The 22,161-nt window shown below is 55.4% G+C and carries 22 protein-coding genes; 6 read left to right on the top strand and 16 right to left on the bottom strand.

Translation table 11 applies throughout. The features are described 5' to 3' along the window. Positions 1-369: 369 nt before the first annotated feature. On the bottom strand, positions 370-1,002 hold the full coding sequence (locus ACRRSD_RS05775) for a winged helix-turn-helix domain-containing protein (protein WP_435037464.1): 633 nt from the start codon (positions 1,000-1,002) through the stop codon (positions 370-372). A gap of 279 nt (positions 1,003-1,281) precedes the next feature. After that, positions 1,282-2,022: a winged helix-turn-helix domain-containing protein gene (locus ACRRSD_RS05770; protein WP_435037463.1), complete on the bottom strand. Its 741-nt coding sequence runs from the start codon at positions 2,020-2,022 to the stop codon at positions 1,282-1,284. Positions 2,023-2,527: 505 nt separating this feature from the next. On the opposite strand from ACRRSD_RS05770, the gene ACRRSD_RS05765 reads away from it, so the two are divergent. After that, entirely contained in the window at positions 2,528-3,361 is an 834-nt protein-coding gene (locus ACRRSD_RS05765; RefSeq protein WP_435037462.1) for an undecaprenyl-diphosphate phosphatase, read from the top strand. On the opposite strand, the gene ACRRSD_RS05760 is transcribed toward ACRRSD_RS05765, so the two are convergent. The 4 genes from ACRRSD_RS05760 to ACRRSD_RS05745 all read right to left on the bottom strand — a co-directional run bounded on the left by ACRRSD_RS05760 (position 3,362) and on the right by ACRRSD_RS05745 (position 8,199). Continuing rightward, a complete protein-coding gene (locus ACRRSD_RS05760; protein WP_435037461.1) occupies positions 3,362-3,784 on the bottom strand; it encodes a DUF2388 domain-containing protein in 423 nt (140 codons plus the stop codon). A gap of 27 nt (positions 3,785-3,811) precedes the next feature. After that, positions 3,812-4,798 (bottom strand): tRNA dihydrouridine(20/20a) synthase DusA, encoded by a 987-nt coding sequence (dusA, locus tag ACRRSD_RS05755; RefSeq protein WP_435037460.1) that lies wholly within the window; start codon positions 4,796-4,798, stop codon positions 3,812-3,814. Positions 4,799-5,125: 327 nt separating this feature from the next. Next, positions 5,126-7,852 (bottom strand): nSTAND1 domain-containing NTPase, encoded by a 2,727-nt coding sequence (locus ACRRSD_RS05750; RefSeq protein WP_435037459.1) that lies wholly within the window; start codon positions 7,850-7,852, stop codon positions 5,126-5,128. Positions 7,853-7,953: 101 nt separating this feature from the next. Next, a complete protein-coding gene (locus ACRRSD_RS05745) occupies positions 7,954-8,199 on the bottom strand; it encodes a hypothetical protein (protein ID WP_435037458.1) in 246 nt (81 codons plus the stop codon). Between the two features lie 1,074 nt (positions 8,200-9,273). Between ACRRSD_RS05745 and ACRRSD_RS05740 the strand changes: the two genes are divergently transcribed. Beyond that, entirely contained in the window at positions 9,274-9,636 is a 363-nt protein-coding gene (locus ACRRSD_RS05740; RefSeq protein WP_064120708.1) for a DUF6124 family protein, read from the top strand. Positions 9,637-9,720: 84 nt separating this feature from the next. Here the strand turns inward: ACRRSD_RS05740 and ACRRSD_RS05735 are convergent, their stop codons facing one another. From ACRRSD_RS05735 to ACRRSD_RS05725, 3 genes are all read right to left on the bottom strand, one after another. Then, a complete protein-coding gene (locus tag ACRRSD_RS05735) occupies positions 9,721-11,136 on the bottom strand; it encodes an amino acid permease (protein ID WP_435037457.1) in 1,416 nt (471 codons plus the stop codon). Positions 11,137-11,263: 127 nt separating this feature from the next. Beyond that, a complete protein-coding gene (locus ACRRSD_RS05730) occupies positions 11,264-12,316 on the bottom strand; it encodes an ornithine cyclodeaminase (protein WP_435037456.1) in 1,053 nt (350 codons plus the stop codon). 50 nt (positions 12,317-12,366) lie between these two features. After that, on the bottom strand, positions 12,367-13,401 hold the full coding sequence (locus ACRRSD_RS05725) for a histone deacetylase family protein (RefSeq protein ID WP_435037455.1): 1,035 nt from the start codon (positions 13,399-13,401) through the stop codon (positions 12,367-12,369). 119 nt (positions 13,402-13,520) lie between these two features. On the opposite strand from ACRRSD_RS05725, the gene ACRRSD_RS05720 reads away from it, so the two are divergent. Together ACRRSD_RS05720 and ACRRSD_RS05715 are read left to right on the top strand one after the other, a co-directional pair. Then, the gene (locus tag ACRRSD_RS05720; protein ID WP_093433799.1) at positions 13,521-14,021 is read left to right on the top strand and encodes an Lrp/AsnC family transcriptional regulator; all 501 of its coding nucleotides are present in this window, start codon (positions 13,521-13,523) and stop codon (positions 14,019-14,021) included. Positions 14,022-14,140: 119 nt separating this feature from the next. Further along, entirely contained in the window at positions 14,141-14,353 is a 213-nt protein-coding gene (locus ACRRSD_RS05715) for a hypothetical protein (protein ID WP_435037454.1), read from the top strand. A gap of 3 nt (positions 14,354-14,356) precedes the next feature. Here ACRRSD_RS05715 and ACRRSD_RS05710 read toward each other — a convergent pair whose 3' ends face one another. The 6 genes from ACRRSD_RS05710 to ACRRSD_RS05685 are packed head-to-tail and all read right to left on the bottom strand — an operon-like array spanning position 14,357 to position 19,808. Continuing rightward, the gene (locus tag ACRRSD_RS05710) at positions 14,357-15,148 is read right to left on the bottom strand and encodes a transporter substrate-binding domain-containing protein (RefSeq protein ID WP_435037453.1); all 792 of its coding nucleotides are present in this window, start codon (positions 15,146-15,148) and stop codon (positions 14,357-14,359) included. Positions 15,149-15,207: 59 nt separating this feature from the next. Next, positions 15,208-16,077: a copper homeostasis membrane protein CopD gene (gene copD / locus ACRRSD_RS05705; RefSeq protein WP_435037452.1), complete on the bottom strand. Its 870-nt coding sequence runs from the start codon at positions 16,075-16,077 to the stop codon at positions 15,208-15,210. A 3-nt stretch (positions 16,078-16,080) separates the two neighbouring features. After that, entirely contained in the window at positions 16,081-16,455 is a 375-nt protein-coding gene (gene copC, locus ACRRSD_RS05700; RefSeq protein ID WP_435037451.1) for a copper homeostasis periplasmic binding protein CopC, read from the bottom strand. A 31-nt stretch (positions 16,456-16,486) separates the two neighbouring features. Next, entirely contained in the window at positions 16,487-17,356 is an 870-nt protein-coding gene (locus ACRRSD_RS05695; RefSeq protein ID WP_435037450.1) for a copper resistance protein B, read from the bottom strand. A gap of 11 nt (positions 17,357-17,367) precedes the next feature. Continuing rightward, complete coding sequence (locus tag ACRRSD_RS05690) at positions 17,368-19,074, bottom strand: copper resistance system multicopper oxidase (protein ID WP_435037449.1); 1,707 nt, start codon at positions 19,072-19,074, stop codon at positions 17,368-17,370. A gap of 53 nt (positions 19,075-19,127) precedes the next feature. Continuing rightward, on the bottom strand, positions 19,128-19,808 hold the full coding sequence (locus tag ACRRSD_RS05685) for an FMN-dependent NADH-azoreductase (RefSeq protein WP_435037448.1): 681 nt from the start codon (positions 19,806-19,808) through the stop codon (positions 19,128-19,130). 99 nt (positions 19,809-19,907) lie between these two features. On the opposite strand from ACRRSD_RS05685, the gene ACRRSD_RS05680 reads away from it, so the two are divergent. Continuing rightward, complete coding sequence (locus ACRRSD_RS05680; protein WP_435037447.1) at positions 19,908-20,762, top strand: LysR family transcriptional regulator; 855 nt, start codon at positions 19,908-19,910, stop codon at positions 20,760-20,762. 6 nt (positions 20,763-20,768) lie between these two features. Here the strand turns inward: ACRRSD_RS05680 and ACRRSD_RS05675 are convergent, their stop codons facing one another. After that, positions 20,769-21,239: a hypothetical protein gene (locus ACRRSD_RS05675; protein WP_095114243.1), complete on the bottom strand. Its 471-nt coding sequence runs from the start codon at positions 21,237-21,239 to the stop codon at positions 20,769-20,771. 165 nt (positions 21,240-21,404) lie between these two features. Between ACRRSD_RS05675 and ACRRSD_RS05670 the strand changes: the two genes are divergently transcribed. Continuing rightward, a complete protein-coding gene (locus ACRRSD_RS05670; protein ID WP_435037446.1) occupies positions 21,405-22,070 on the top strand; it encodes a ribonuclease T2 in 666 nt (221 codons plus the stop codon). Positions 22,071-22,161: the final 91 nt, after the last annotated feature.

The following is a 22,161-nucleotide window of genomic DNA, read 5'->3' as shown; positions in this document are numbered from 1 at the left end:
CCATTCAGGTTTCAACAGTTGAAAACCGATTTGTTATGCAGACTTATTGTTTTTGTTCTAACGAGTGTCCTGAGGTAACAACATCGATATGCCGAACTGTCGTCAGTCAATAGACTAAGTTATTGGCTGGAATGGTGTCTGACGAGTTCTAACAAGATGGCACAGTGCCAACTTTTTAATAATTAAATAGAAGGGTGTTAGAAAAGGTCGTAGAGCGAGGGGTGAATAAAGTATGTTGCTTTTGTTACTGTTGGAGGGTGGAGGCAGGGAATGTTTAATTCAGGGAGGAGGATCTAGCCAAACAGAGTGCTCTTGTTGTTTTTGTAATCGCACTTTTTCTGTTTGTTCTGTTCGTGGAGGTCTTGCGGGTTACGCGACGATTTCCTGAATCAGGCAATAACCGCGATTTCTGACGGCACGAAACAGTCGCTCACCATTACTGGCGCTTTTGAATTTATCTTGCAGGCGACTCAGGCACATTTCCAGGCCGCGATATTGTTCCGGTTCTCGACCGATGCTGAGAATCAGCTCGTCACGACTGACAACGCGCTCTTCATGGCTGAGCATTTTCCTGACCAGTGCTGTTTCCAGGCCAGTCAGGCTGATTTCGACACCTTCTTTGACCAGTGCACCCTGATCAGGGTGGAGATGCCAGGTTTCATTGCCGGGCATATCACCTTCAACGGCAGGCGGCATATTGCGGGTTTCCCCGGTAATGGCCGGGACATTCTGGAAAGGATTGACCGATTGCGCTGCCCGCCATTCGGACTCAAGTGTGGCCAATATTCGCTGAGTATCATGTTCGATACTGCGCGGGGCGTTTTTGCGACTGATGCTTGGATATGTGAACTCCATCACCATTGGAGCGGAAGAGGGCGAATCAACCCCTTCAAACGAATTGAAACGTTCACTGGACAGCATGCTCTCCAGTTCGCGTTGCGACGTTGTACTGTGAGTCACGACAACAAAATATTTCCTTGGGAGGGTTGTACTAGTTTCCATGTCTCTCTCCTAAATACACACCAAAATTGGCTAAAAGAAAAATCGGCAGGCGAGCAATGACTTCCTCGGAAGTAATCGATAGGCAGGGTCTGGGCCCAAGATTGGCCCTCGATAAATTCCACTCGATCTGCTGCTATGTTATGGAGTTTTATTGTTATGGGTCGTGTTGTCGCGCTCATTCAATTGCTTGATTTCAAACAGGCGTGAAGCAGAACGGGAGCTATATGGTTGCATCAGACGATCCTTCGTACGTATGCAAAAGGGAAGACTGCCCGAGAGTCAGGCAGTCGATATCAGACCCCGCAGCAGGCGATAGCCATAGCCGCGGATGCTCTGAATCGCGTTTGTACCATACATGTCCTTGATTTTTCCACGCAAGCGACTGATTGATTTTTCCAGTGCTCGAGGGTCGTAGAAATTGGTGTTGAGGCCCATGATGCTGGCGATTTCATCATGGCTCAGAATGTGATTACCGGTTTGCGCAAAGGCTTCGAGGATCTTCATTTCGGCAAACGAGATGTCGAGTTTCTTGTTGGTGCCCATCAGGCAGATACGCGTCGGATCAAGCGTCAGATCGATATCGCGTTGCCATTCTTCACTGTTGAAGAACTCGCCCAGCAACTCGGCGCCATCGTCGGAAAGGGTATTGAGCTTGATACAAACATCCGCGCCAGCCAGATAATATTTGATCTTGTTGAAGGCGCCGCGACCGGTGATGACCGCGCAAATGATCGGTTTCAAGTTGTCGCTGCGCAGATTTTCGACCAGCGCAAGATTGTCTTCGAGGGCCTGGGGGCTGTCGATTACAAGGAAGATGGCTCGATACGAACCAGACTGTTCATTCAACTGATATGAACTAGTGTACGCATCGGCTTCGAGCGCCATATCAGTGCGTAAATGCTGGGCGACTAGCGCTTTGAAATGTTCAGCCACGCCACGGGTACGACCCAGAGTAAGAACACCAGGTTCGTCGTTTGTCGGGCGCGGACTTCTAGTCGCTAAGTTCCCTGAGAGCATCATGCATTGACTCGAATTAAGTGCTGACATCGGGATGTTAAAGCACCGGTTCTCATCTGTGACTGACAATTGGTAACATTTGCGCGGATTTTAGACGTGTCTCCCGAGTTTTCTAACAATAATTAAGCTTTTCAAGCTTTTAGTTGATTTTCTCGGAGGGGTGAACTACTGCTTAGATGGTGGCGATATGCAATGGTGCCACTATTTTGAGCTTATTGCGATGGCTTTGTCTATGTCCATCTGCCACTGTCTGGCCATCTCTGCATAATGTGATATTGATCACACTTTATTGCCGGAGCAACTTTTTTCTGCAAAAAGGCCTAAATATTTTTCGTGTAGTTCGTCGGCCGACGATTACTAACATGGCTTGAGTGTGTCTTTTAATAAGACGTAATCTTTATGGCTGATGAGCTTTTGCGTTTATGTATGTCAATGGTCTCACTGCAGATACTCAACCCCTGAGTGTTATTACCCGGTCGCTCATCAAAAGCGCTCTGACGGAGGATTAATGGATTTCTGGACCCTTTTCCAGGTGTTGATATTAGGTGCGGTAGAAGGCCTGACCGAGTTCTTGCCGATCTCGAGTACCGGTCACCAGATCATCGTCGCCGACTTGCTGGAATTCGGCGGCGAACGCGCCATGGCCTTCAACATCATTATTCAACTGGGGGCCATCCTTGCCGTCGTCTGGGAGTTTCGACCGAAGATCTTCGAAATCGTCAAAGGCCTGCCCACCGAACGTAATGCACAACGCTTCACCCTCAACTTGCTGATCGCCTTTCTGCCCGCCGTGGTCTTGGGCGTGTTGTTCGCCGACGCGATCCACGAATACCTGTTTAATCCGATCACTGTCGCCGTGGCACTGGTCGTCGGCGGCATCATCATGCTGTGGGCTGAACAGCGCAACCACGTGATCAGCGTCGAACACGTAGACGACATGCGCTGGTCTCACGCACTGAAAGTCGGTTTCGTACAATGCCTGGCGATGATTCCCGGCACCTCACGCTCCGGCTCGACCATCATCGGCGGCCTGCTGTTCGGCCTGTCGCGCAAAGCCGCCACCGAGTTCTCGTTCTTCCTCGCCATGCCGACCATGGTCGGCGCTGCCGTGTACTCCGGCTACAAATACCGCGACCTGTTCCAGCCCAACGACCTGCCAGTCTTCGCCCTCGGCTTCGTCACTGCCTTCATATTCGCGATGATCGCCGTGCGTGGCTTGCTCAAGTTTATTGCCAACCACAGCTACGCCGCGTTCGCCTGGTATCGGATCGCCTTTGGTTTGTTGATTCTGGCGACGTGGGTGTTTGGCTGGGTCAACTGGACCGCAGCAGCGGCAGCCTGATCACTGAGCGCTGATCAACGCCGCAACGGCGAGATCGTTTAACGCCGAATCCGGCGACTCCAGGCGATAGCGCTGCAGGACCGACGTGAAATACGCGGCCTGCAGCATGCCGTCGCTGGCGAGGAAATATCGCGCTGCTTCGATTTCCTCCACCGAGTAAACACGTTTATTAAGCCCCGACACTTCCGACGTTGCATAGAACGGCGACAGCACCGTCGTGGCGACGAGCAATCCGGTGAACTGAGTGATTTGCAGAGGGCTTTCCTCACCGGCACCGCAAATGAAATCGCAGTGTGCAGAGCTGCTGGCAGAGGCGGTCGAGAAAACAGCGAAGAGGGCAAAACGCTTGAACAAAACGCAACTAAACGCGGGCATAAACAAAAGACATCCTGTCAGTACAACAAAACAGCGGGGAACGCTCATGCGTCGCCCGCACACTCAAACCATCAATCAACGGCCTTCAAGCAACTCAGCCGCCTGATCCAGCAACGCCAACGGATCCTTGGCCTTGTGAATATCCACCGACAACAACTGACGAAATTTCCGCGCCCCCGGGAACCCAGTGCCCAGGCCCAAAACATGCCGCGTGATATGGTGCATCGCACCACCCGCCAGCAAATGCTCGGCTATATAAGGACGCAACTGCGCCAACGCCTCAGCCCGACTGATCACCGGCGCCGAACTGCCGAACAACTGCTGATCCACCTCCGCCAGCAAATACGGATTGTGATAAGCCTCACGCCCCAACATCACACCGTCGAACGTCTGCAAATGCTCATGGCAAGCCTCCATCGTCTTGATCCCGCCATTCAGCACAATCTCCAACTCCGGAAAATCCGCCTTCAGCTGCGCCGCCACGTCATAGCGCAACGGCGGAATGTCACGATTCTCCTTCGGCGACAACCCCTCCAGAATCGCAATCCGCGCATGCACGGTAAAACTGGTGCACCCGGCATCGCGGACGGTACCGACGAAATCACACAGCTCCGCGTAACTGTCCCGACCGTTGATGCCGATGCGATGCTTTACCGTCACCGGGATTGTCACTGCGTCTTGCATTGCCTTCACACAATCCGCCACCAGCTGCGGATGCCCCATCAGGCAGGCGCCGATCATATTGTTTTGCACACGATCGCTTGGGCAGCCGACGTTCAGGTTTACTTCGTCGTAGCCGTGTTCCTGAGCCATGTGCGCGCAGGCTGCCAGATCCAACGGAACGCTACCGCCCAATTGCAAGGCGAGAGGGTGTTCAGCTTCGTTGTGACGGAGGAAACGTTCGTGATCGCCGTTGAGGAGCGCGCCGGTGGTGACCATTTCGGTGTAGAGGAGGGCGTTCTTTGATAGGAGGCGTAGGAAGAAACGGCAATGGCGGTCAGTCCAATCCATCATCGGGGCGACGGAGAAGCGGCGGGAGAGTGGGGCGAGTTGTAGGGGCATTGGGGGAATCTGGATCAGAGGGGCGAGGGTGGGAGAGTTTATCAGGATTGGGATAGGACGGAGGCTTACGCGTAGTTACTACGTGCTCTTGCTTGCTGATGAGGCGAGAAAAATTGACTGAGTATTGTGGTCTGGCTCCTATTTTCCATGCCCAAAATGGGTGTCTACGAAGTTTTTGAACTTCCACGGTGAGCGAGCGAGAGAGATCTCGAACGCCCCCGGCTGAGACGTAGCTCTGCTGAAAGGCGCACGGTTGGCATGCTTAGAGGATTGGCCGCCTTTCAAAAATGATCAATCCCCTGCGCCAGCTATGAGCCTAATAAAGCCCTATGGTTTCCTATTTTCCGTCACCCATTTTGTCCATGCCAGCAATTCACGCCCATTGCGCAGCGCCGATCCTTCACTCCAACCCAGAGCGTATTTATCAGAAAGCAATTCGCCTAACTCCTTGCTTTTAATTGTTGGGTTGTTTTTCAGGATTTTCTCATTCTCTAAAATTATAGGTTCAGCTGCAGCCATCGAGAAAATCGCGTCGAAATGGGATGCGTATTTTGAAAGTTTTGATTTGTTAAATAAATAATGAGTCAAGTCCTGTGTGGCAAAATCAAAGCGCACTAGGATTCTTAGAGTATTTATATATCCTGTGGGAAGTTTATCCTTTTTCCCTACGCTGTTAATTTTTTCGAGCCATTTCAAACCTTCAATTGTGAGCGATGGAGACGCGAGTGGGGCGAATGTTTTCAAAGAGCGGCGGCGGCGGGATGATTTTAGTCCATCTTTCAGAACCGATCCTTGGTCTCTATAAATCCATCCGCTCATTGAACTAACTAAGAATCCGCATAGCTCCAGCCATTTACAAATGCGAAGAGTATAAACGTGCCAAGTTTTTTCCGCGTAAGTGCTATTTGGAAATATCTCTTGTAGGATCGATATCGCATCGCCCAAAGTCATGATTGAACTTGATGTACGATCTTGGATGGCTAACGTAAATGCGTGTTTTTTAAATTTTTCCCGGACTGCTTCAAAAATAGCTGTTTCATCACCTTCAATTAGGCCAGGGTTAAGTTGGTAGGCGCCACCGTCCCGAGTTGCAACGCCGAACATATTTATATCTGTGCCGATATTTTGAATTGAGCCTTCAGTTAAGCCGGAACTAGTGACAAGTTCCTGAATGGATACAGGTTTTCCCAATTTTAGCATTTTTGCAATTTTAATTACTGATGCAGGCTCAGTCGACGGGAGATAGCGTAAAGGAATTATCGGGACCTTTTTAGTGAGTAAATATTCTCTAAAAATATCCCAATAGACGTTTAGCCTGTCACCGCTTTTGATAACAAGTCTGTGATGCATTAAAGAATCCAATGCCTCGGAACTTGACGACTCGGTAACTTCAAACCAATCCACCGGTGCACGCTCTGCGACTATCTGAAGACATGCTCTATCAGCTTTGCCGAGTTGATTTAAATCTGTATCGAACAGACTTGCTATATCCAGTTTGTTTGCTAACAGGTTTTCTTGGTCAATCCCGGATTTTATTTTTCCGTAAATGTGAATGCATAATTTTTTAAGCAGCCAAGGGTACCCTTGGCTACTTATAATTAGGTTGTGCCTTAGATCGCTATGTAGTTTTTGGCCGAGCTCTTTCTCAAAAATATTTATCGCTGTGTTTGATTCGCTGTCCGAAAAGGGGGAAAGCTTTCGAGTGATGCGATAGTCAGATAATTGGTGCCAGAAAAAGTAGGCTGGATGATCTCCCTGTGTTGTACTATCGCTTTTCCAAGCGAAACCCAGGCATAGGCAACCGCAAGCGCTTGCCGCGTTAAGTAAGAGTGCTTTGGCTCGATTAAACACTTCAAAGAGTTCAGGTTTCGAATATAGCTCTTCGAATTGATCAAATATTAATATGATTATTTTTTTTTGAATGGCAACGCTTGTTAGGTAATTCTTTAAGGATGAAGAGTTTAACGGGTTGCTTACATCAGAGATCACTAGATTTATATTGTTGTCGCCGAACCCCTGAAGCTGAGCAGTGCTTAAGCAATTGAGTAGCGCCGAATATACATAAGAGGGGTTTGTGGCGGCGCGAACATCGACTGGAAAAATAAAATACTTATTCTTGTTTTGTGAGTTTTTAGATTTGTCTGTTAACTTCGCTATCAGTGAGCTTTTTCCCATGCCGGAGTCTCCGGTAAGAGCAAATATTCGAGTGCTCGTAGATTGCGCTAAAACTTGTTTGAAAAAATCAAATACAAATGTGATATCTTTTGCTCGACCTACAAAATCTTGAGGCCTTGCAGGCCGGTAGTCGCTCCACTCCAAACCTGTTTGTACCTGAGCAACTTCTCCAATATCTTCAGCTGCGGGAGATATCGGTTTTAAAGTATTCGCAGTTTGAGCCTCAAATTCTAGAGGGGCTAGAGATGTATCCGTACTCTGTAGATTTGTTATCAATTTTGAGTCTGTTACAGGTTCATTATTTGAGGCGTGATAAAAAATAACTTTGTTAGGGATTCCGCCCGCTAAAATAGTTACAGCCCAAAGGTTTCCGAAGGGTGTTATTAGAAGAATCCAACCACCTAACAAATTCTGGCTTTTACAATATTCCGTTGCTTTATCCTGAGGTGGTTTTTTTATAACGCCTGCTGAAATTAATGAATTAATTACATCGTGGGGTTCGTAAAAGCTCAATTTCGATGCTTTTTCGATCGGTTTCTGTTGCCACGTATTAATAAAGCCTTTGGCTTCCTTTCCATACTCGGCCGTGCTGATTAGCCAAGCTTCTGGGTATTCCATAAAGTCTCTCGTGCCAGCAAGATTTTTTAATATATTTGCATCAATAGGCTTGTCTCGATACGCTTTGCATTCTACATAAATTTCTTTGCCGCTAATTTTGTGTTTGCAAAGAAGGTCGAGCTCTACAGCTGTAAGTCGTATTTCTTTTACTACCTCGTACGACTGGGCAGCTAAAAGTTTTGCCGTTAAGTCCTCTAAAAGATCGCCCTTGTCTTTAGTAGATGCAGAGCTCGGAACGGCTACTTCAATTTTAATATCCATTTAAAACGACTCTCTTAGCTGCTCTTGTATTTGGAATGTCGCGCATGATAGGCATAGGGAGTGGCTTTTTGCCACTGTTTTGGGCGGTGGGTGACCGCTTGTTATTGACCGATACCTATCATCGCAGAACCTATTTTTTTGCCCGTTCTATGCAAGCGGGCTATCCCCTGTTTGATGAAGCCTGCGTTTTCCCCGGTGCGTTCCAAAGCAACGCGGGCGTTTTCGCCGATCGTTTCGTTCCCCTGACTTTCTATCAACGGTACCAGCTCCATGAGCGCAGCTTCGAGGCCGAGTTGATTTTCGTACATCTTTTCGAGAACGACGGTAAGGGAATATTCGCTAGCCATGCATTCGACTCCGTTCGCAAATCAGGAAGCATAGCAGGGCACTTGACGGGCTGATCTCAGTTCAAGGCTGGGAAAAGGTAATTTTGGTAATCCGATGCAGAAAATTGCCTACACGCCTTATAGAACGTGGCTTTGACGTATTACCTTTGAAGGTAATATTTGGTAAGGCAGAAGGTAATATTTTTATAAATCATTGATTATAAAGGGATTTATTGGTGGCTAAAATTACTACGGCTGAAGGTGATTTTCTAACCTTTCTCTTACCCTATTATTACCTTTGTAGAATATCGGTAACTCGTTGAATTTATTGTATTTTTTCTGCTGCAAAAAATAATATTACCAATATTACCTTTTTCCCAGGGGGCAACCTGAAAACGGGGGAATCATAGGGGGGAGGTTGGCCAACCTCTCACAGTCGCGGTTTTAACGCTCATAAAACTCGATAGACAGTGCCAGGATTGGAGCTGAGAACCGATGCTTAAAATTTGTTAAAGCAGTCGGTAGAAGGGGGGCAGGGCTGGAGGGAGTGAAGCAGAGCTGGTACGCAACTGGTACGCGGGTTAGCAGGGAGCGGTTTGGGCTTTTATTTACGGGGGGCAGGAGTCAAGTCAGTCCGATCCATCATCGGAACGACGGAAGGTGCTTGGAAAAGGACCGCGGTGTTCGATGCACTGATGACAGTATTAAGTCGATCCGCGTGCTCGTAGAGCCTTTCCAAACGGAAAAAACGTGGTTGTTTAAATGAAACCTGTTGCTGCAGTCCTTAGCCTACACCACCTTGCGCCACCCCCTACACCTAAGACAGAATCCGCCGGCTTGTGCGTCTAGCTAGCGGGTTCTATCGTTCCTGGGTCACTGAAAACCAGTGAACGGGTTTGGTAGACCCGCAGCACTGATGCATCGCGTCACCCCATGCAGTCGCATTCTTGCGCCTGGATTATGGTGGCCATGCTCAGGGCTTCTTCGGAAGCGCCGGTTCCAGTGCTCCGGTCTACCAACCTGTGTATGGTCACCACCCTTCGTTTGGTAGCGAGAGTGGATGACTCCCATTTTGTAAGTGCTGGAGTTCCATCTATGTTCAAAGTAACGCCCAACCCGCCAGAAACCGATCCCGCATCCCCCTACGAATCCCTCAACCCCAAAAAACTCCACGAAGCCGCCGAGCGCGCGCTCGATCACTATCTCCTTCCCGCCGGCCACATCATGGCCAGCGTCAACGAGCCCGAGCGCATGTACCTCGCCAACCCCAAGTACGACTCGGAATCCCTGCTGGCCAACGCCAGTGAGACGCTGAGTTCCGCCTCGGAAATGCTCAACAACTTCGCCGCCGCACTCGACCCCTCACACCGCAAAACCGCTTTGGGCATTGCGCAGGTGGTGATGCTGGGGGAGTTGGCGGTGAATCAGGCGTTGGATAACGTTGAGGTGAAGGCGTAAAGCCTGTCGCCATGGGCAGGTGAAATGCTCGTTCACTGATAACAAAAAGCCGTCACTTCAAGGTGACGGCTTTTTCTCGCAGATCTAACCAAACTGACCCGCCGACTCAACCGCAGATTTCGGCTTCCTCAACCGCGTCAACTGATAAGCAATCGCCAACCAGACAAACCACCCCGGCATGACCATCAGCGCAATCCGCGTATCAGGCCTCAACGCCAGCAAACCCAGCACAAAGCCCAAAAACGCCAACGAAAACCAAGCCATCGGCACGCCGCCCGGCATCTTGTAAGCCGACTTCGCATGCAGATCCGGACGTTTTTTCCGGTAGGCGATGTAAGACGCAAGGATGGTCGACCAGGTGAAGATCACCAGAATCGCCGACACGGTGGAGACGATGGTGAACGCGGTCATGACTTCCGGCACGATGAACAGCACCAGCACGCCGACCAGCATCAACAGCGTGGTGAACGCCAGGCTCAGCAGCGGCACGCTGTTGCTCGACAGTCGGCGGAATATGCCGGGCGCGTTGTCTTGGTTGGCCAGCCCGAACAGCATGCGGCTTGATGAAAACACGCCGCTGTTGGCCGAGGAGGCGGCCGAGGTCAGGACCACGAAGTTGACGATGCCGGCCGCTGCGGGGAAACCGGCGACGAGGAACAGTTCGACAAAGGGGCTTTTGACGGGGGAAACCTGTTGCCACGAGGTCACGGCGATAATGCAGGTCAGTGCCAGCACGTAGAACAGGATGATCCGCAGCGGAATCGAGTTGATCGCTTTGGGCAGGGTCTTCTCTGGCGAGCGGGTTTCGGCGGCGGCGGTGCCGATCAGCTCGGTGCCGGCGAAGGAGAAGATCGCCATTTGAAATCCGGCGAAGAAGCCGAACAAGCCGTTGGGGAACGCTGCCTGTTTGTCCACCAGGTGACTCAGGGACGCGGTGACGCCACTGGGTGAGACGAAGGAGCTGGCGATCAGCACGCTGCTGACGCCGATCAGGGTCACGACGGCAATGATCTTGATGATCGCGAACCAGAATTCCACCTCACCGAACAGCCTGACGGTCAGCACGTTTAGCGCGAACAGGGTCGCCAGCATGCCGACGGCGGGTATCCACGCCGGTACGTCGGGGAACCAGTACTGGAAGAATCCGCCGACCACGACGGCGTCGCCGATCACCGCCACGCTCCAGCTCAGCCAGTACGACCAGCCGAGGAAGAACGCCGCGCGCGGGCCGAGGTAGGCGCCGGCGAAGTCGGCGAAGGTTTTGAAGTTGAGGTTGGACAGGAGCATTTCGCCCATGGCGCGCATGACGAAAAACACGAACAGGCCGATGATCATGTAGATGAGGATGATCGACGTCCCGGAGAGGGCGATGATCTTCCCGGAGCCCATAAACAGGCCGGTTCCGATGGCACCGCCCATGGCCATTAGCTGGATGTGACGATTGCTGAGCGTGCGCTGCAGCGCGGGCTGTTCAGGCAGCCCGGAAGGGGTCGATTTCATTGCAAAACCTCTTGATTTTATGTTTTTGAGTTTTGGCAGAAAGTAGGTGTCGAGCGTTCTTGTTAGAGGTGCAGCGGCTAATCACAAGGTGAGTCGCCCCCTGTGGCTTGGGGGCGGCGGTTAGCGATCAACTGACGGTGCGCAGACGCGAGGCTTTGGCCGGTTGCGGATCGAGCAACTGGAAGAGGTTTTTGATGTTGGCCGGCGTCGGCACCAGGTGGATGCGCTGGCCGATTTGCTGTGCCTGCGCCAGGTCTTTCAGGTAGCGCAGGGAGGAAAAATCTTCCAGAGCAAAACCCACCGAATCGAACACCGTCACCTGCGCATCGTTTTCGCGTCCGGCGACTTCGCCCAGCACAATGCGGAAAAACTCGATCACCGGGGAATCGGTCTCCAGTTGCTGAATGTCGCCTTCAATGCGCGTCTGCGGCTCGAACTCGACGATGACCCGGGCATTGCGCAGGATGTCGGCGTGCAGTTCGGTTTTACCCGGGCAGTCACCGCCGACCGCATTGATGTGCATGCCGGGCTCGATCATCTCCGGCGTCAGAATCGTTGCGTAGGCTTTGTCGGCGGTAACCGTGGTGACGATATCCGCGCCCTTGACCGCGTCCTTCACCGAGCTGGCCAGAATCACTTCGATGTCCGGGAACGCGGCGAGGTTGTGCTTCAACTTGAGGGACGCGTCGCGATCAATATCGAAGATGCGGATTTCGTTGATGCCCAACATTTCATGAAAGGCCAGCACCTGGAATTCACTCTGCGCACCGTTGCCGATCAGCGCCATCGAGGTCGCACCCGGGCGAGCCAGCGATTGCGCCACCAGCGCGGAGGTTGCTGCGGTGCGCACGGCGGTGGTCAAGGTCAGTTCGCTGAGTAGGGTGGGGTAGCCACTCTGCACATCGGCCAGCAGACCGAAAGCCATGACCGTGAGCAAATTCTGCTGGCCGTTGTTCGGGTGGCCATTCACGTATTTGAACGAGTACTGCTGGCCGTCGTCGGTGGGCATCAACTCGATCACGCCGTCCGCCGAGTGATTGGCCGTGCGCGGCGATTTATCAAACTGCGCCCAGCGTGCGTAGTCCGCTTCGATGTAGCCGGCCATTTCGCGAATGGCGCGGCGGATACCGACTTGGGTGAACAGGCGTGCAGCATCATCGACATCAATAAAAAGCGTCATGTTCTTGTTCTCCGATCCAGTCATTGAAAGGTTGTAGAGCGCGGGATGGTTCAGCCGCGTTTGCTCTCGAAACCGTGCAGCACGTTGACTGCATTGATGCCGATCTCATCGACCATGTAGCCGCCCTCCATCACGAACAGGGTCGGGCAGCCGACGCTGGCGATCAGTTCGCCGATGCCAATGAAATCATCGCTTTCCAGCAGGAAGTGGCTGATGGGGTCGTCCTTGAACGTGTCGACACCGAGGGAAATCACCAGCACTTCAGGCGCGAACTGCTGGAGTTTTTTGCAGGCGTGGAGCAGAGCGTTGCGGTAGCTCTCCCAGGTGGTGTTTTTCGGCAGGGGATAGTTGAGGTTGTAACCCTCGCCGACACCCGAGCCGACTTCGTGGCTGTAGCCCGAGAAGTACGGATAGGACACCGCCGGTTCGCCGTGCAATGACACGAACATCACGTCGCTGCGCTGGTAAAAGATGTTCTGCGTGCCGTTGCCGTGGTGGAAGTCGACGTCGAGCACCGCGACACGTTTGGCGCCCTGAGTGATGGCTTGTTGCGCGGCAATGGCGGCGTTGTTGAGGTAGCAATAACCGCCCATGTATTCGCGCGCGGCGTGATGGCCGGGCGGACGGCACAGGGCGAAGGCACTGTCGTGGCCTTCATCAAGCAGGGCCAGGCCAGTGAGGGCGATGTCGGCGCTGGTTTTCACCGCTTGCCAGGTCGTGGCGGTGATCGGCGAGCCGGCATCCATCGCATAGAAACCGAGTTTGCCGTCGATGAACGTCGGCACCTCTTCGCCGGCCAGATCGCGCACCGGCCAGACCAGCGGCAAGGCGTCGTGAGTGCGACCGGTTGCGCACCATTCGCCCCAGGCACTTTCGAGAAAACTGACGTAGCGCTCGCTGTGCGCGTTGACGTAGCACGAGCGATCAAACGCGCGCGGTTCGACGATCTGCCCGAGGCCGACCTGTTTGACGCGGTTGTGCACGGTGTCGGCCCGACTCGGTTGTTCGAACGACGGTTTGAGCACGCCGTCTTTCAATTCGGTGCCGTGGTGCAACCGGTGGGAATCACTGAAAACTGTAAACATTCTGCGCATCCGTTATTGTTAGCCAGTGCAAATATTCTGTTCCGGCTGGGCTGCGCTTTCTTTGCTTTGTGTTCGTGATTCAGTGAATTATTCGGGCGTTTTTACTCAGGAATGGCGTCATGCAGAAAAAAATATCCAAACGCATCAGCCTCGACGAGACCGACCTGGCGATTCTCGAGTTGTTGCAGGAAGACGCCAGCATTTCCAACGCTGAACTCAGTGAGCGGCTGTCGCTGAGCCTTACGCCGTGCTGGCGACGGCGCAAGCGCATGGAGGAGGCGGGGGTCATCAAGGGCTATCAGGCCAACCTTGATCGGCGAATGCTCGGGCTGGATATCATGGCGTTCGTGCACATTCGTTTTTCCACCCATGCCGACCACGCACCGGACGCTTTCGAGGCGGTGATTGCGCAATTGCCGCAGGTGGTGGCCTGCCACAAGATCACCGGCGATGCCGATTATGTGTTGCAGGTGTTGGCGGAGGATCTTGATAGCTACAGCGACTTTATCGAGCAGGTGCTCCGGCGTCAGGTGGGGATTGCCTCGATTCAGTCGAGTCTGGCGTTGCGTGAGGTCAAGACTGGTAGCCGGATTGCGATTCCTAAACCGGGAAAGGACTGAACGGGCAAGCGATGCTGAACCGCCGCTGTCGATCAGCAAAGTTTCATCTTGCCGCGTGCGAAGCAGGCCTAGTCTGTTGAGACAAGATCGTCGCTGTTCATCCCGAGGGGAATCGTGCCATGCGCCTTAATGTCGTCAAAGTGCTGTTGATTGCTGCTGCAGTATCGGTATTGAGTGCCTGTTCCGGCGCGGGTGGTTTGACCACCACCAGTTGTTTCTCCAGCGACTGTCAGTCGCCGGAGGGGCGCAACGCCAATACGTTGAAGTTCGGCGGCAACAATATCGGCAGCAGCCTCAATCAGTACAGCTCCGGCATGCTGCATGACGATTAAGGATTACTGCGCGGCAGGTACGGCAATCCATTCGCTCAGGGTTTGCTGATATTTGCCGGTGACTTTGCTCAAGTGCAGCCACTGATCAACGTACAGTTTCCAACTGATGTCATCGCGCGGCAACAAGTAAGCCTTCTCGCCGTACTGCATGTACTGATGCGGATTCACCGCGCACAAGCCCGGTTTGAGTTTCTGCTGATACAGCGCTTCCGAGGCGTCGGTGATCATCACGTCGGCCTGGTTGTCGAGCAGTTGCTGGAAGATCGTCACGTTATCGTGCAGGGCCAGTTGCGCCTTGGGCAGGAAGGCGTGGACGAAGGCTTCGTTGGTGCCGCCGGCGGGTTCGACCAGGCGCACGCCGGGCTGGTTGATCTGCTCGACCGTCTGGTACTTGCTGACATCGGCGCAGCGCACCAGCGGGATCTTGCCGTCGGTGTCGAGGGTGTTGCTGAAGTAGGCTTTTTTCTGCCTTTCGAGGGTCACCGAAATGCCGCCCATGCCGATGTCGCACTTGCCGGCCTGCATGTCCGGCATCAGGGTTTTCCAGGTGGTTTGCACCCATTGGACTTTGACGCCGAGGCTGTCGGCCAGCGAGCGGGCCATGGCGATGTCGATGCCTTCGAAATCGCCGTCGGGGCGTTTGAAGGTATAGGGCTTGTAGTCGCCGGTGGTGCACACGCGCAACTGGCCTTGTTGCTGGATGCTGTCGAGGTGTGAAGGGGTTTGCTCGGCATGGGCGCCGGCGGCCAGGGTCAGCAGGCCGCAGAGGATCATCGTGCTTTTTAGTGTTGTCATTGCGATCGGGGCTTCTGAGAAGGACGGTGGCCCAGTGTAGTGAAAGGCTTTCCCGGGTGTCACCCTGCTTCCGGGCTTAACGTGCCTAGCCACGCCACCAGCGCCACGATCAGCAATGCGATTGCCAGTTCAACGACAACGCTGCGTCTTAGCGCATTTGCCGCGATGACATAGTGTCCATTGCGCAACGCTTGCGCCAACGCCGGACCAAGATGAAAGCGGTTCAACGCCGCCAACACCAACATCCCGGCAAACAGTAAAACCTTGATCGCCAGCAGTATCCCGTAGGTACCGAGCAAGACTTCATCCAGCCTCGGGCCGACGATGAACAGATAATTCACCACGCCAGTAATCGACAGCGTCAGCACAATCACTGCACCGATCCACTCAAAGCGCCGAACCGCAAACGCCAGCGAACGAATGCGAGCTTCATCGAGCGGCCCCCGCGCCATCAACACCAGCGCCAGCATCGCACCCAGCCACGCGCCCGCCGCGAGCAGGTGCAGAATATCGCTGAGAAAATGCCAGAAGCGCAGTGTTCCTTCATCCATCGCCCCGTGTCCGCTCCAGGCCAAAGAGGCGAGGGCGACGGCGCCAGCCACCGATGCGAGCCACGCGCCCGGCCTGATCAACACCACGATCAGCGCGATAATCCGCACTGCCCACGCCAGACCGACATCGGTTTCCAGCAGAATCATTTGCAGGTGTGGCCATAGCGCCGCGAGCGCGGTTTCGCCACTCATGGCGCGGGTCATCAGCACCAATCCCGCCACTGACAACAACGCCCCGATCAATGCCATCCCGCGCAGCATCGGCCGAAACCGTAGCAGCGTCCCAATGCTGTACAGCGCAAACAACGCCAGCCCGAACAACAGCAGCAAATCCACATACAACGCAAACCGCAGCACGATGTTGATCAGTTCAGCCATCGCTCACTTCACTTTGAACGTGACGTTGCCGGTGATCGGGTGCGTGTCGGAAGACACCGCGCGCCATTGGACTTGGTAAGTGCCGGCGGGCAGCGGCGCGAGCGGGGTGATCAGCATGCTTTTCGGGTCGCTGCCGGCGCTGACTTTGGCTTTCATTGGCATCGGCGAATGAGCCATGCCGGGCATTTCGGTCATGACCAGTTTGGCGCCGGAGAATTTTGGCAGCAGGTTCTCGGAAAAATGCAGTTCGATCTTGCCGGGCGCGGCGCCGTCGGCACCTTCGGCCGGGCTCGACGAGAGCAATTTCGGGTGGGCTTGAGCGAGGCTGCTGAGGAGCAAGCTGCTGGCGAGTACAAGGGTGATTTTCAAGGTGCGCATGCAAGAGCTCCGGGTTGTTTTTTTAGGGAATTCAGAACCACATCCGCACGCCAAGCACGAGCCGCGCTTCGCTGCGCTTCTCGCCTTCTTCGCGGGCGTAATCGGCGGTGTTGCCGTAAGTGCGGTTCCACGTCACGCCGATGTACGGCGCAAATTCGCGGCGGATTTCATAGCGCAAGCGCAAGCCGACTTCGCTGTTGGAAAGCCCGGAACCGATACGCCGTTGCGCATCGTTTTTGCCGTAGATATTGAGTTCAGCGGTGGGCTGCAGGATCAGGCGATTGGTCAGCAGAATGTCGTAGTCACCCTCGAACCGCAGCGCGCTCTGGCCACCTTCACCGATAAACGCCGTGGCCTCGGCTTCGAAGTTGTACAGCGCCATGCCCTGCACACCGAACGCGGCCCAAGTCTGCGGCGCGCCGGGTTTGAAGTCCTGACGCACGCCGCTGACCACGTCCCACCACGGCGATATCGCATGGCCCCAGAGCGCCTGAATCTCGGCGTCTTCGGTCTTGCCGTTGCTGCGTTCACCTTCGGAGCGCAGCCACAGACGATCGATGTCACCACCGATCCAGCCGGACAGATCCCAGGCCAACGTGCTTCCGTCATCGGCGCCCTGCCATTCAAGTTTGTCGGCGAGGAAGTAGCTGTTGATCGCGCTGTCATGCACCTGATGGCCGCCAGCGCTGGTGAACACGGCGGCGCGGTCGGCGTCGGTCAGTTGCGGGATCGGCGTGCGGCTTTCGGTCGGCGCGGCGGGCTGCATCATGCCGTCGTCCATACTTTGCATCGCGGAATGATCCATGCCCGCCATCTGGCTGTGATCCATGCCCGGCATGTCGCCGGCGGCCATTGCTGAGCTGCCGACCAGCAGCAAGGAAAATGCGGTGAGTCGAGTCATCAGCGGCCCCTTCATTCTTCCACCCGCACTTCGCGGAACATGCCCATTTCCATGTGGTACAGCAGGTGGCAGTGATAGGCCCAGCGGCCGAGTGCGTCGGCGGTCACGCGGTAGGTGCGGCGTGTGCCGGGCGGCATGTCGATGGTGTGTTTGCGCACCTGGAAGTCGCCGTTTTCGTCTTCCAGATCGCTCCACATGCCGTGCAAGTGAATCGGGTGGGTCATCATCGTGTCGTTGACCAGCACCAGGCGAATGCGCTCGCCGTACTTCAGGCGCAAAGGCTCGGCGTCGGAGAATTTGATGCCGTTGAACGACCAGGCGAATTTCTCCATGTGACCGGTCAGGTGCAGTTCGACCGTGCGGCTCGGATCGCGGCCATCCGGGTCTGCGAAGGTGCTGCGCAGGTCGGCGTAGGTCAGCACGCGACGGCCGTTGTTGCGCAGACCGAGGCCGGGGTCGTTGAGTTTCGGCGCGGTGCTCATGGCTTGCATGTCCACCAGCGGATTGTCTTTTTCGCTGTCGGGATGGGATTGCATCGGGCCCATCGCCGAGTGATCCATGCCCGCCATATCGCTCATGCCCATTGAACCGTGATCCATGCCGCCCATGCCCATGTCGTCCATGGTCACCAGTGGGCGCGGGTCCAGACCCGGTACGGGCGCAGATAACCCGGCGCGAGTGGCGAGGGTGCCACGGGCAAAACCGGTACGATCCATGGCCTGGGCAAACAGGGTGTACGCCTCGGCGTCCGGCTCAACGATGACGTCGTAAGTCTCGGCCACGGCGATGCGCAGTTCATCGACGCTGACCGGTTTGACGTGCAAGCCATCCGCCGCGACCACGGTCATTTTCAGCCCGGGAATGCGCACGTCGAAGTAGGTCATCGCCGAGCCGTTGATCAGGCGCAGACGCAGTTTTTCACCGGGACGAAACAGGCCGGTCCAGTTGTTATCCGGCGCGTGGCCATTCATGAGGAAGGTGTAAGTGGCGCCACTGACGTCGGCAATGTCGGTGGGATTCATGTTCATTTCTGCCCACATCTTGCGATCGGCCACGGTGGCGCCCCAGCCTTTTTCGCTGACGTCGTGGATGAAATCGCCGACGGTGCGTTTGTGCAAGTTGAAGTAGTCGGACTGCTTTTTCAGCGTCTTCATCAGGCTGGCCGGGTCTTCGTCGCTCCAGTCGCTGAGCATCACCACGAACTCGCGGTCGTAGTGGAACGGCTCCGGTTCCTTGGCGTCGATCACCAGCGGGCCGTAGACGCCAGCCTGTTCCTGCAAGCCGGAATGGCTGTGATACCAGTAAGTGCCGTTCTGCCGCACCTTGAATTGATAGACGTACACGCCGCCCGGTTCGATGCCGTGAAAGCTCAGGCCCGGCACGCCGTCCATGTTCGCCGGCAGCAGAATGCCGTGCCAGTGAATCGAGGTGCTGGCGCTGAGCCGGTTGCGCACCCGCAGCGTCACGGTGTCGCCCTCGCGCCAGCGCAGCAACGGGCCGGGCAGGCTGCCGTTGATGGTCATCGCCGTGCGTGGGCTGCCGGTGAAGTTGACCGGGGTTTCTCCGATGAACAACTCGAAGTCGCTGCCGCTCAGTTCAGGCAATTGACCGGACGCATTCAGCGCCCAGACTGGCGTGCGCCACAGGCCGAGGCCACCGAGCAGGCCACCGGCGGCGAGGCCTTTGACGAAGGTGCGTCGTGATGGGTTGGAAGGCATGCGCTGGAAATCCCCGTTTGACTCATGACGGGGAGGCTAACCAGCGCCGGCTTTCAGTTGGCTGAGGCGGGGATTACAGTTTTGTCAGCTTCAGTTGCAGCGAGTTGATCGGCCAGATCCCGCGCCTGTTCCGACGCCGCGAGCCGCGACTCACGATCAATGTCTTCGCCGAGAATGGTCTTCTCGACGCGCAACTCATGCACATCGCTGATGCCGATAAAGTCGAGCCATGCAGCGACGTAGGGTTTCTGAAAGTCGAAGCGTTCGGCGGGCATGGCCGACTGCGCCGAGAAATCCATCCCGCAGGCATAGGCGCCCACGGCGGTTTTGTTTTTCAACAAACCTTGCAGGCCGCGTTCCGGATCGAAGCTGAAGAGGATGTCCTTCTGCGACACCAGGTCGATGAAGTGCTTGAGCTTGTAGGGAATGCTGAAATTCCACAGCGGTACTGACAGCACAATCAGGTCGGCACGATGCAGGTATGCGGCGAGGTGCTTGAGTTCATTCCACGCCGATTGCTGGGCGGGGGTCAGCGGCGTACCGCTGAGGCCGGCGTATTTGGCGTTCATTGCCTCTTCGCCGAACTCCGGCAGCGGCGTGTCCCACAGGTCGAGGGTTTCGACGTGGGTCTGCGGATGATGCTGCAGATAGCGATCGATAAAGCTGCGGGCCACTTGCAGTGACGCGGAGCGTTGTTTGCGCGGTGAGCATTCGATGTGCAGAAGAGTGGTCACGTGAAGCCTCGGCAGTCGGGGGGAATGCGAGGCATTGCAACATAGCGTGCTTCAAACTATAAATCGTGAATAAATTGACCATTGATCACGTATCTCACTATGTTTGACGCCCTGTTGCTCAAGACCTTTGTCACCGTTGTCGATGAGGACGGCTTCAGTCGTGCCGCGGAAAAACTGCATCTGACCCAATCGGCGGTCAGCGGTCATCTGCGCCGGCTCGAAGAGCAAATCGGCAAACCGCTGCTCAAGCGCACCACTCGTTCTCAGCAACTCACCGCCGACGGCGAGCGTTTGATCGCCTATGCGCGGACGATTCTGGCGCTGAACCGCGATGCCTGGGCGCAGCTCACGCGCACGCCGTTTCAGGGGCGGGTGCGGATTGGCGTGTCCGAGGATTTTGTCGAGGCGCGATTGTTGCGCGCGTTGCAGGATTGCGCGGCGCAGCATCCCGGTATGCAGATCGATGTGCAGGTGAACATTCCGGGGACACTCCTGGGCCAGATGCAGCAGGGGGATCTGGAGATGGTCATCGGCTCGCTGTGCGAAACCGGTGCGTCGGGGCGTTTGCTTTGGCAGGAGCCACTGGTGTGGGCGTGGGCCGCGCAACCCGTGATTCAACTGCCGACGCCATTGCCGCTGGCGCTGTTTCCCGAACCGTGTCCGTATCGTGAGGCGGCGCTGACGCGTTTGGCTCAGGCGGGCATTTCCCAGCGCACCGCGATGCTGTGCTCGAGCACCGCCGGGTTACGCGCGGCGGCGCAGTCAGGATTTGCCGTGGCGCCGATGCCGGCGAGTCAGGTGGGGCAGGGGTTGACCGCGCTGGGCGCGGAACAGGGCTTGCCGGATTTGCCGGATGCGCAGTTCCGCTTGTTTGTCGCGCCTCACGCTGATCCGCAAATGATCGATGCGGTGTCGCAGGTGATCGTCGAATTTTGCTCCGCGCGGCGGCAGTGACGCGGTTTACAGGCCAAGACCTTCCTGCACCGCCAGCAACAGATTGTTTTCCGTCAGTGCGATGGCATCCAACTGCTGGCCTGTTTCAATCGACTGCATCCACCAATGGCTTTCACCGTGCTCATCCACGGTACGCAGCAGATAAGTGTCTGTGGCTGACGGGCTGATCTGCACCCGGCCGGCGCCATCCTCGGTAAACCGCGCAATGGGATCGAATGTCAGGCTTTGATGGTTGGCCTCGATCACCAGTTGGTCGATGGCGTAATCGTGGGATTCACCATCGGGTGACGTTTCGCAAACGTGGGTCGGATTGCGCCGAATCTTCAAACCTACCTCGGTGACCGGTTGCAGCCACGCTTCAATGCGGTGGTACAAGTCATACACCTGCGCCGGCCAGCAATCGATCTCCAGCGCGGCATCCGCGTGGGTGTGCCGGGTTTGCTTGAGTTTGGCGGCGAGTTCGTCTGCTTTACTCATTTCGGATCCCTTGGTTTGATGTCTGCCTGTTAATCGTAGACCTTTCAACGGCGTACGGCGTTGCCTTGCGTCATGCGCCTGCAACACAAGCGTGTCGAAATCAACGCTGGCCAAGTCGGGTCAGGATCGAAAACCACGAACGCAGGCGTCCCAAGGAGCGGGTAGATGAAAAAGCTGTTTACAATTTTGGCGGTAATTGCGCTGACGGCCGGTAGCATCGGATTGAGTTCGGCGCGGCAATCGCAGTCGAGCAAGGCCCAGGCTGAATCGGTGGCGGGGGTATTCGATTACTACCTGCTGGCGTTGTCCTGGTCGCCGACGTTCTGTCTGACCCACAAAGATGACGCGCAGTGCACGGGCAAGGGCTACGGTTTCGTGCTGCACGGTTTGTGGCCGCAATACGCCAAGGGCGGCTGGCCTGAATCCTGCCCACCGCTGACCACGCTGAACGCGGCGCAAACCAGCCAGGGCCTGACGCTGTTCCCGACCAAGAAACTGCTCGACCACGAATGGTCCAAACACGGCACCTGCAGCGGCCTCGGCGCGATGGGTTATCTGGATGAAGCGGATAAAGCCGTTGGCGCGGTGAAAATCCCGCAGGAACTGCAACCGTTCAGCTCCTCGTATTACTTCGAGGCGCAGGAAATTGCCGATCTGTTCCGCAAGGCCAACCCGGGGATTCCGGCGGATGGCATCGCGGTCATTTGCAGCGGCCCGGAACTCTCGGAAGTGCGCGTGTGCATGGGCAAGGATTTGCAGTTCGGTGCGTGTGGCAAGGGTGTGAAAACCCAGTGCCGGGCGGGGGATATTCGGGTGCCGCCGTCGCGTTGAGGTGAGCGGTTTCCACGTATTGAATAGGCGCCCGACCGGGCGCCTTTTTTTCGCCTGAAGGTTTGAAGCACCTGGAAAATTCGCGCATGCT

Origin of the sequence: Pseudomonas neuropathica (genome assembly GCF_051174785.1) — a bacterium.
Lineage (GTDB): Bacteria > Pseudomonadota > Gammaproteobacteria > Pseudomonadales > Pseudomonadaceae > Aquipseudomonas > Aquipseudomonas neuropathica_A.
Note: the sequence above shows the minus strand (reverse complement) of the source record. Positions and strands in the feature narration are given on the sequence as shown.

Bases quoted from the DNA above. Each gene is read 5' to 3' on its own strand.
- dusA (WP_435037460.1), bottom strand. From the start codon at position 4,798: ATGCCCCTACAACTCGCCCCACTCTCCCGCCGCTTCTCCGTCGCCCCG.
- ACRRSD_RS05720 (WP_093433799.1), top strand. From the start codon at position 13,521: ATGCAGAAAAAAATATCCAAACGCATCAGCCTCGACGAGACCGACCTG.
- copC (WP_435037451.1), bottom strand. From the start codon at position 16,455: ATGCGCACCTTGAAAATCACCCTTGTACTCGCCAGCAGCTTGCTCCTC.
- ACRRSD_RS05740 (WP_064120708.1), top strand. From the start codon at position 9,274: ATGTTCAAAGTAACGCCCAACCCGCCAGAAACCGATCCCGCATCCCCC.
- ACRRSD_RS05675 (WP_095114243.1), bottom strand. From the start codon at position 21,239: ATGAGTAAAGCAGACGAACTCGCCGCCAAACTCAAGCAAACCCGGCAC.
- ACRRSD_RS05735 (WP_435037457.1), bottom strand. From the start codon at position 11,136: ATGAAATCGACCCCTTCCGGGCTGCCTGAACAGCCCGCGCTGCAGCGC.
- ACRRSD_RS05745 (WP_435037458.1), bottom strand. From the start codon at position 8,199: ATGGCTAGCGAATATTCCCTTACCGTCGTTCTCGAAAAGATGTACGAA.
- ACRRSD_RS05775 (WP_435037464.1), bottom strand. From the start codon at position 1,002: ATGGAAACTAGTACAACCCTCCCAAGGAAATATTTTGTTGTCGTGACT.
- ACRRSD_RS05765 (WP_435037462.1), top strand. From the start codon at position 2,528: ATGGATTTCTGGACCCTTTTCCAGGTGTTGATATTAGGTGCGGTAGAA.
- ACRRSD_RS05760 (WP_435037461.1), bottom strand. From the start codon at position 3,784: ATGAGCGTTCCCCGCTGTTTTGTTGTACTGACAGGATGTCTTTTGTTT.
- ACRRSD_RS05670 (WP_435037446.1), top strand. From the start codon at position 21,405: ATGAAAAAGCTGTTTACAATTTTGGCGGTAATTGCGCTGACGGCCGGT.
- ACRRSD_RS05715 (WP_435037454.1), top strand. From the start codon at position 14,141: ATGCGCCTTAATGTCGTCAAAGTGCTGTTGATTGCTGCTGCAGTATCG.
- ACRRSD_RS05730 (WP_435037456.1), bottom strand. From the start codon at position 12,316: ATGACGCTTTTTATTGATGTCGATGATGCTGCACGCCTGTTCACCCAA.
- copD (WP_435037452.1), bottom strand. From the start codon at position 16,077: ATGGCTGAACTGATCAACATCGTGCTGCGGTTTGCGTTGTATGTGGAT.
- ACRRSD_RS05750 (WP_435037459.1), bottom strand. From the start codon at position 7,852: ATGGATATTAAAATTGAAGTAGCCGTTCCGAGCTCTGCATCTACTAAA.
- ACRRSD_RS05725 (WP_435037455.1), bottom strand. From the start codon at position 13,401: ATGTTTACAGTTTTCAGTGATTCCCACCGGTTGCACCACGGCACCGAA.
- ACRRSD_RS05770 (WP_435037463.1), bottom strand. From the start codon at position 2,022: ATGATGCTCTCAGGGAACTTAGCGACTAGAAGTCCGCGCCCGACAAAC.
- ACRRSD_RS05680 (WP_435037447.1), top strand. From the start codon at position 19,908: ATGTTTGACGCCCTGTTGCTCAAGACCTTTGTCACCGTTGTCGATGAG.
- ACRRSD_RS05690 (WP_435037449.1), bottom strand. From the start codon at position 19,074: ATGCCTTCCAACCCATCACGACGCACCTTCGTCAAAGGCCTCGCCGCC.
- ACRRSD_RS05695 (WP_435037450.1), bottom strand. From the start codon at position 17,356: ATGACTCGACTCACCGCATTTTCCTTGCTGCTGGTCGGCAGCTCAGCA.
- ACRRSD_RS05710 (WP_435037453.1), bottom strand. From the start codon at position 15,148: ATGACAACACTAAAAAGCACGATGATCCTCTGCGGCCTGCTGACCCTG.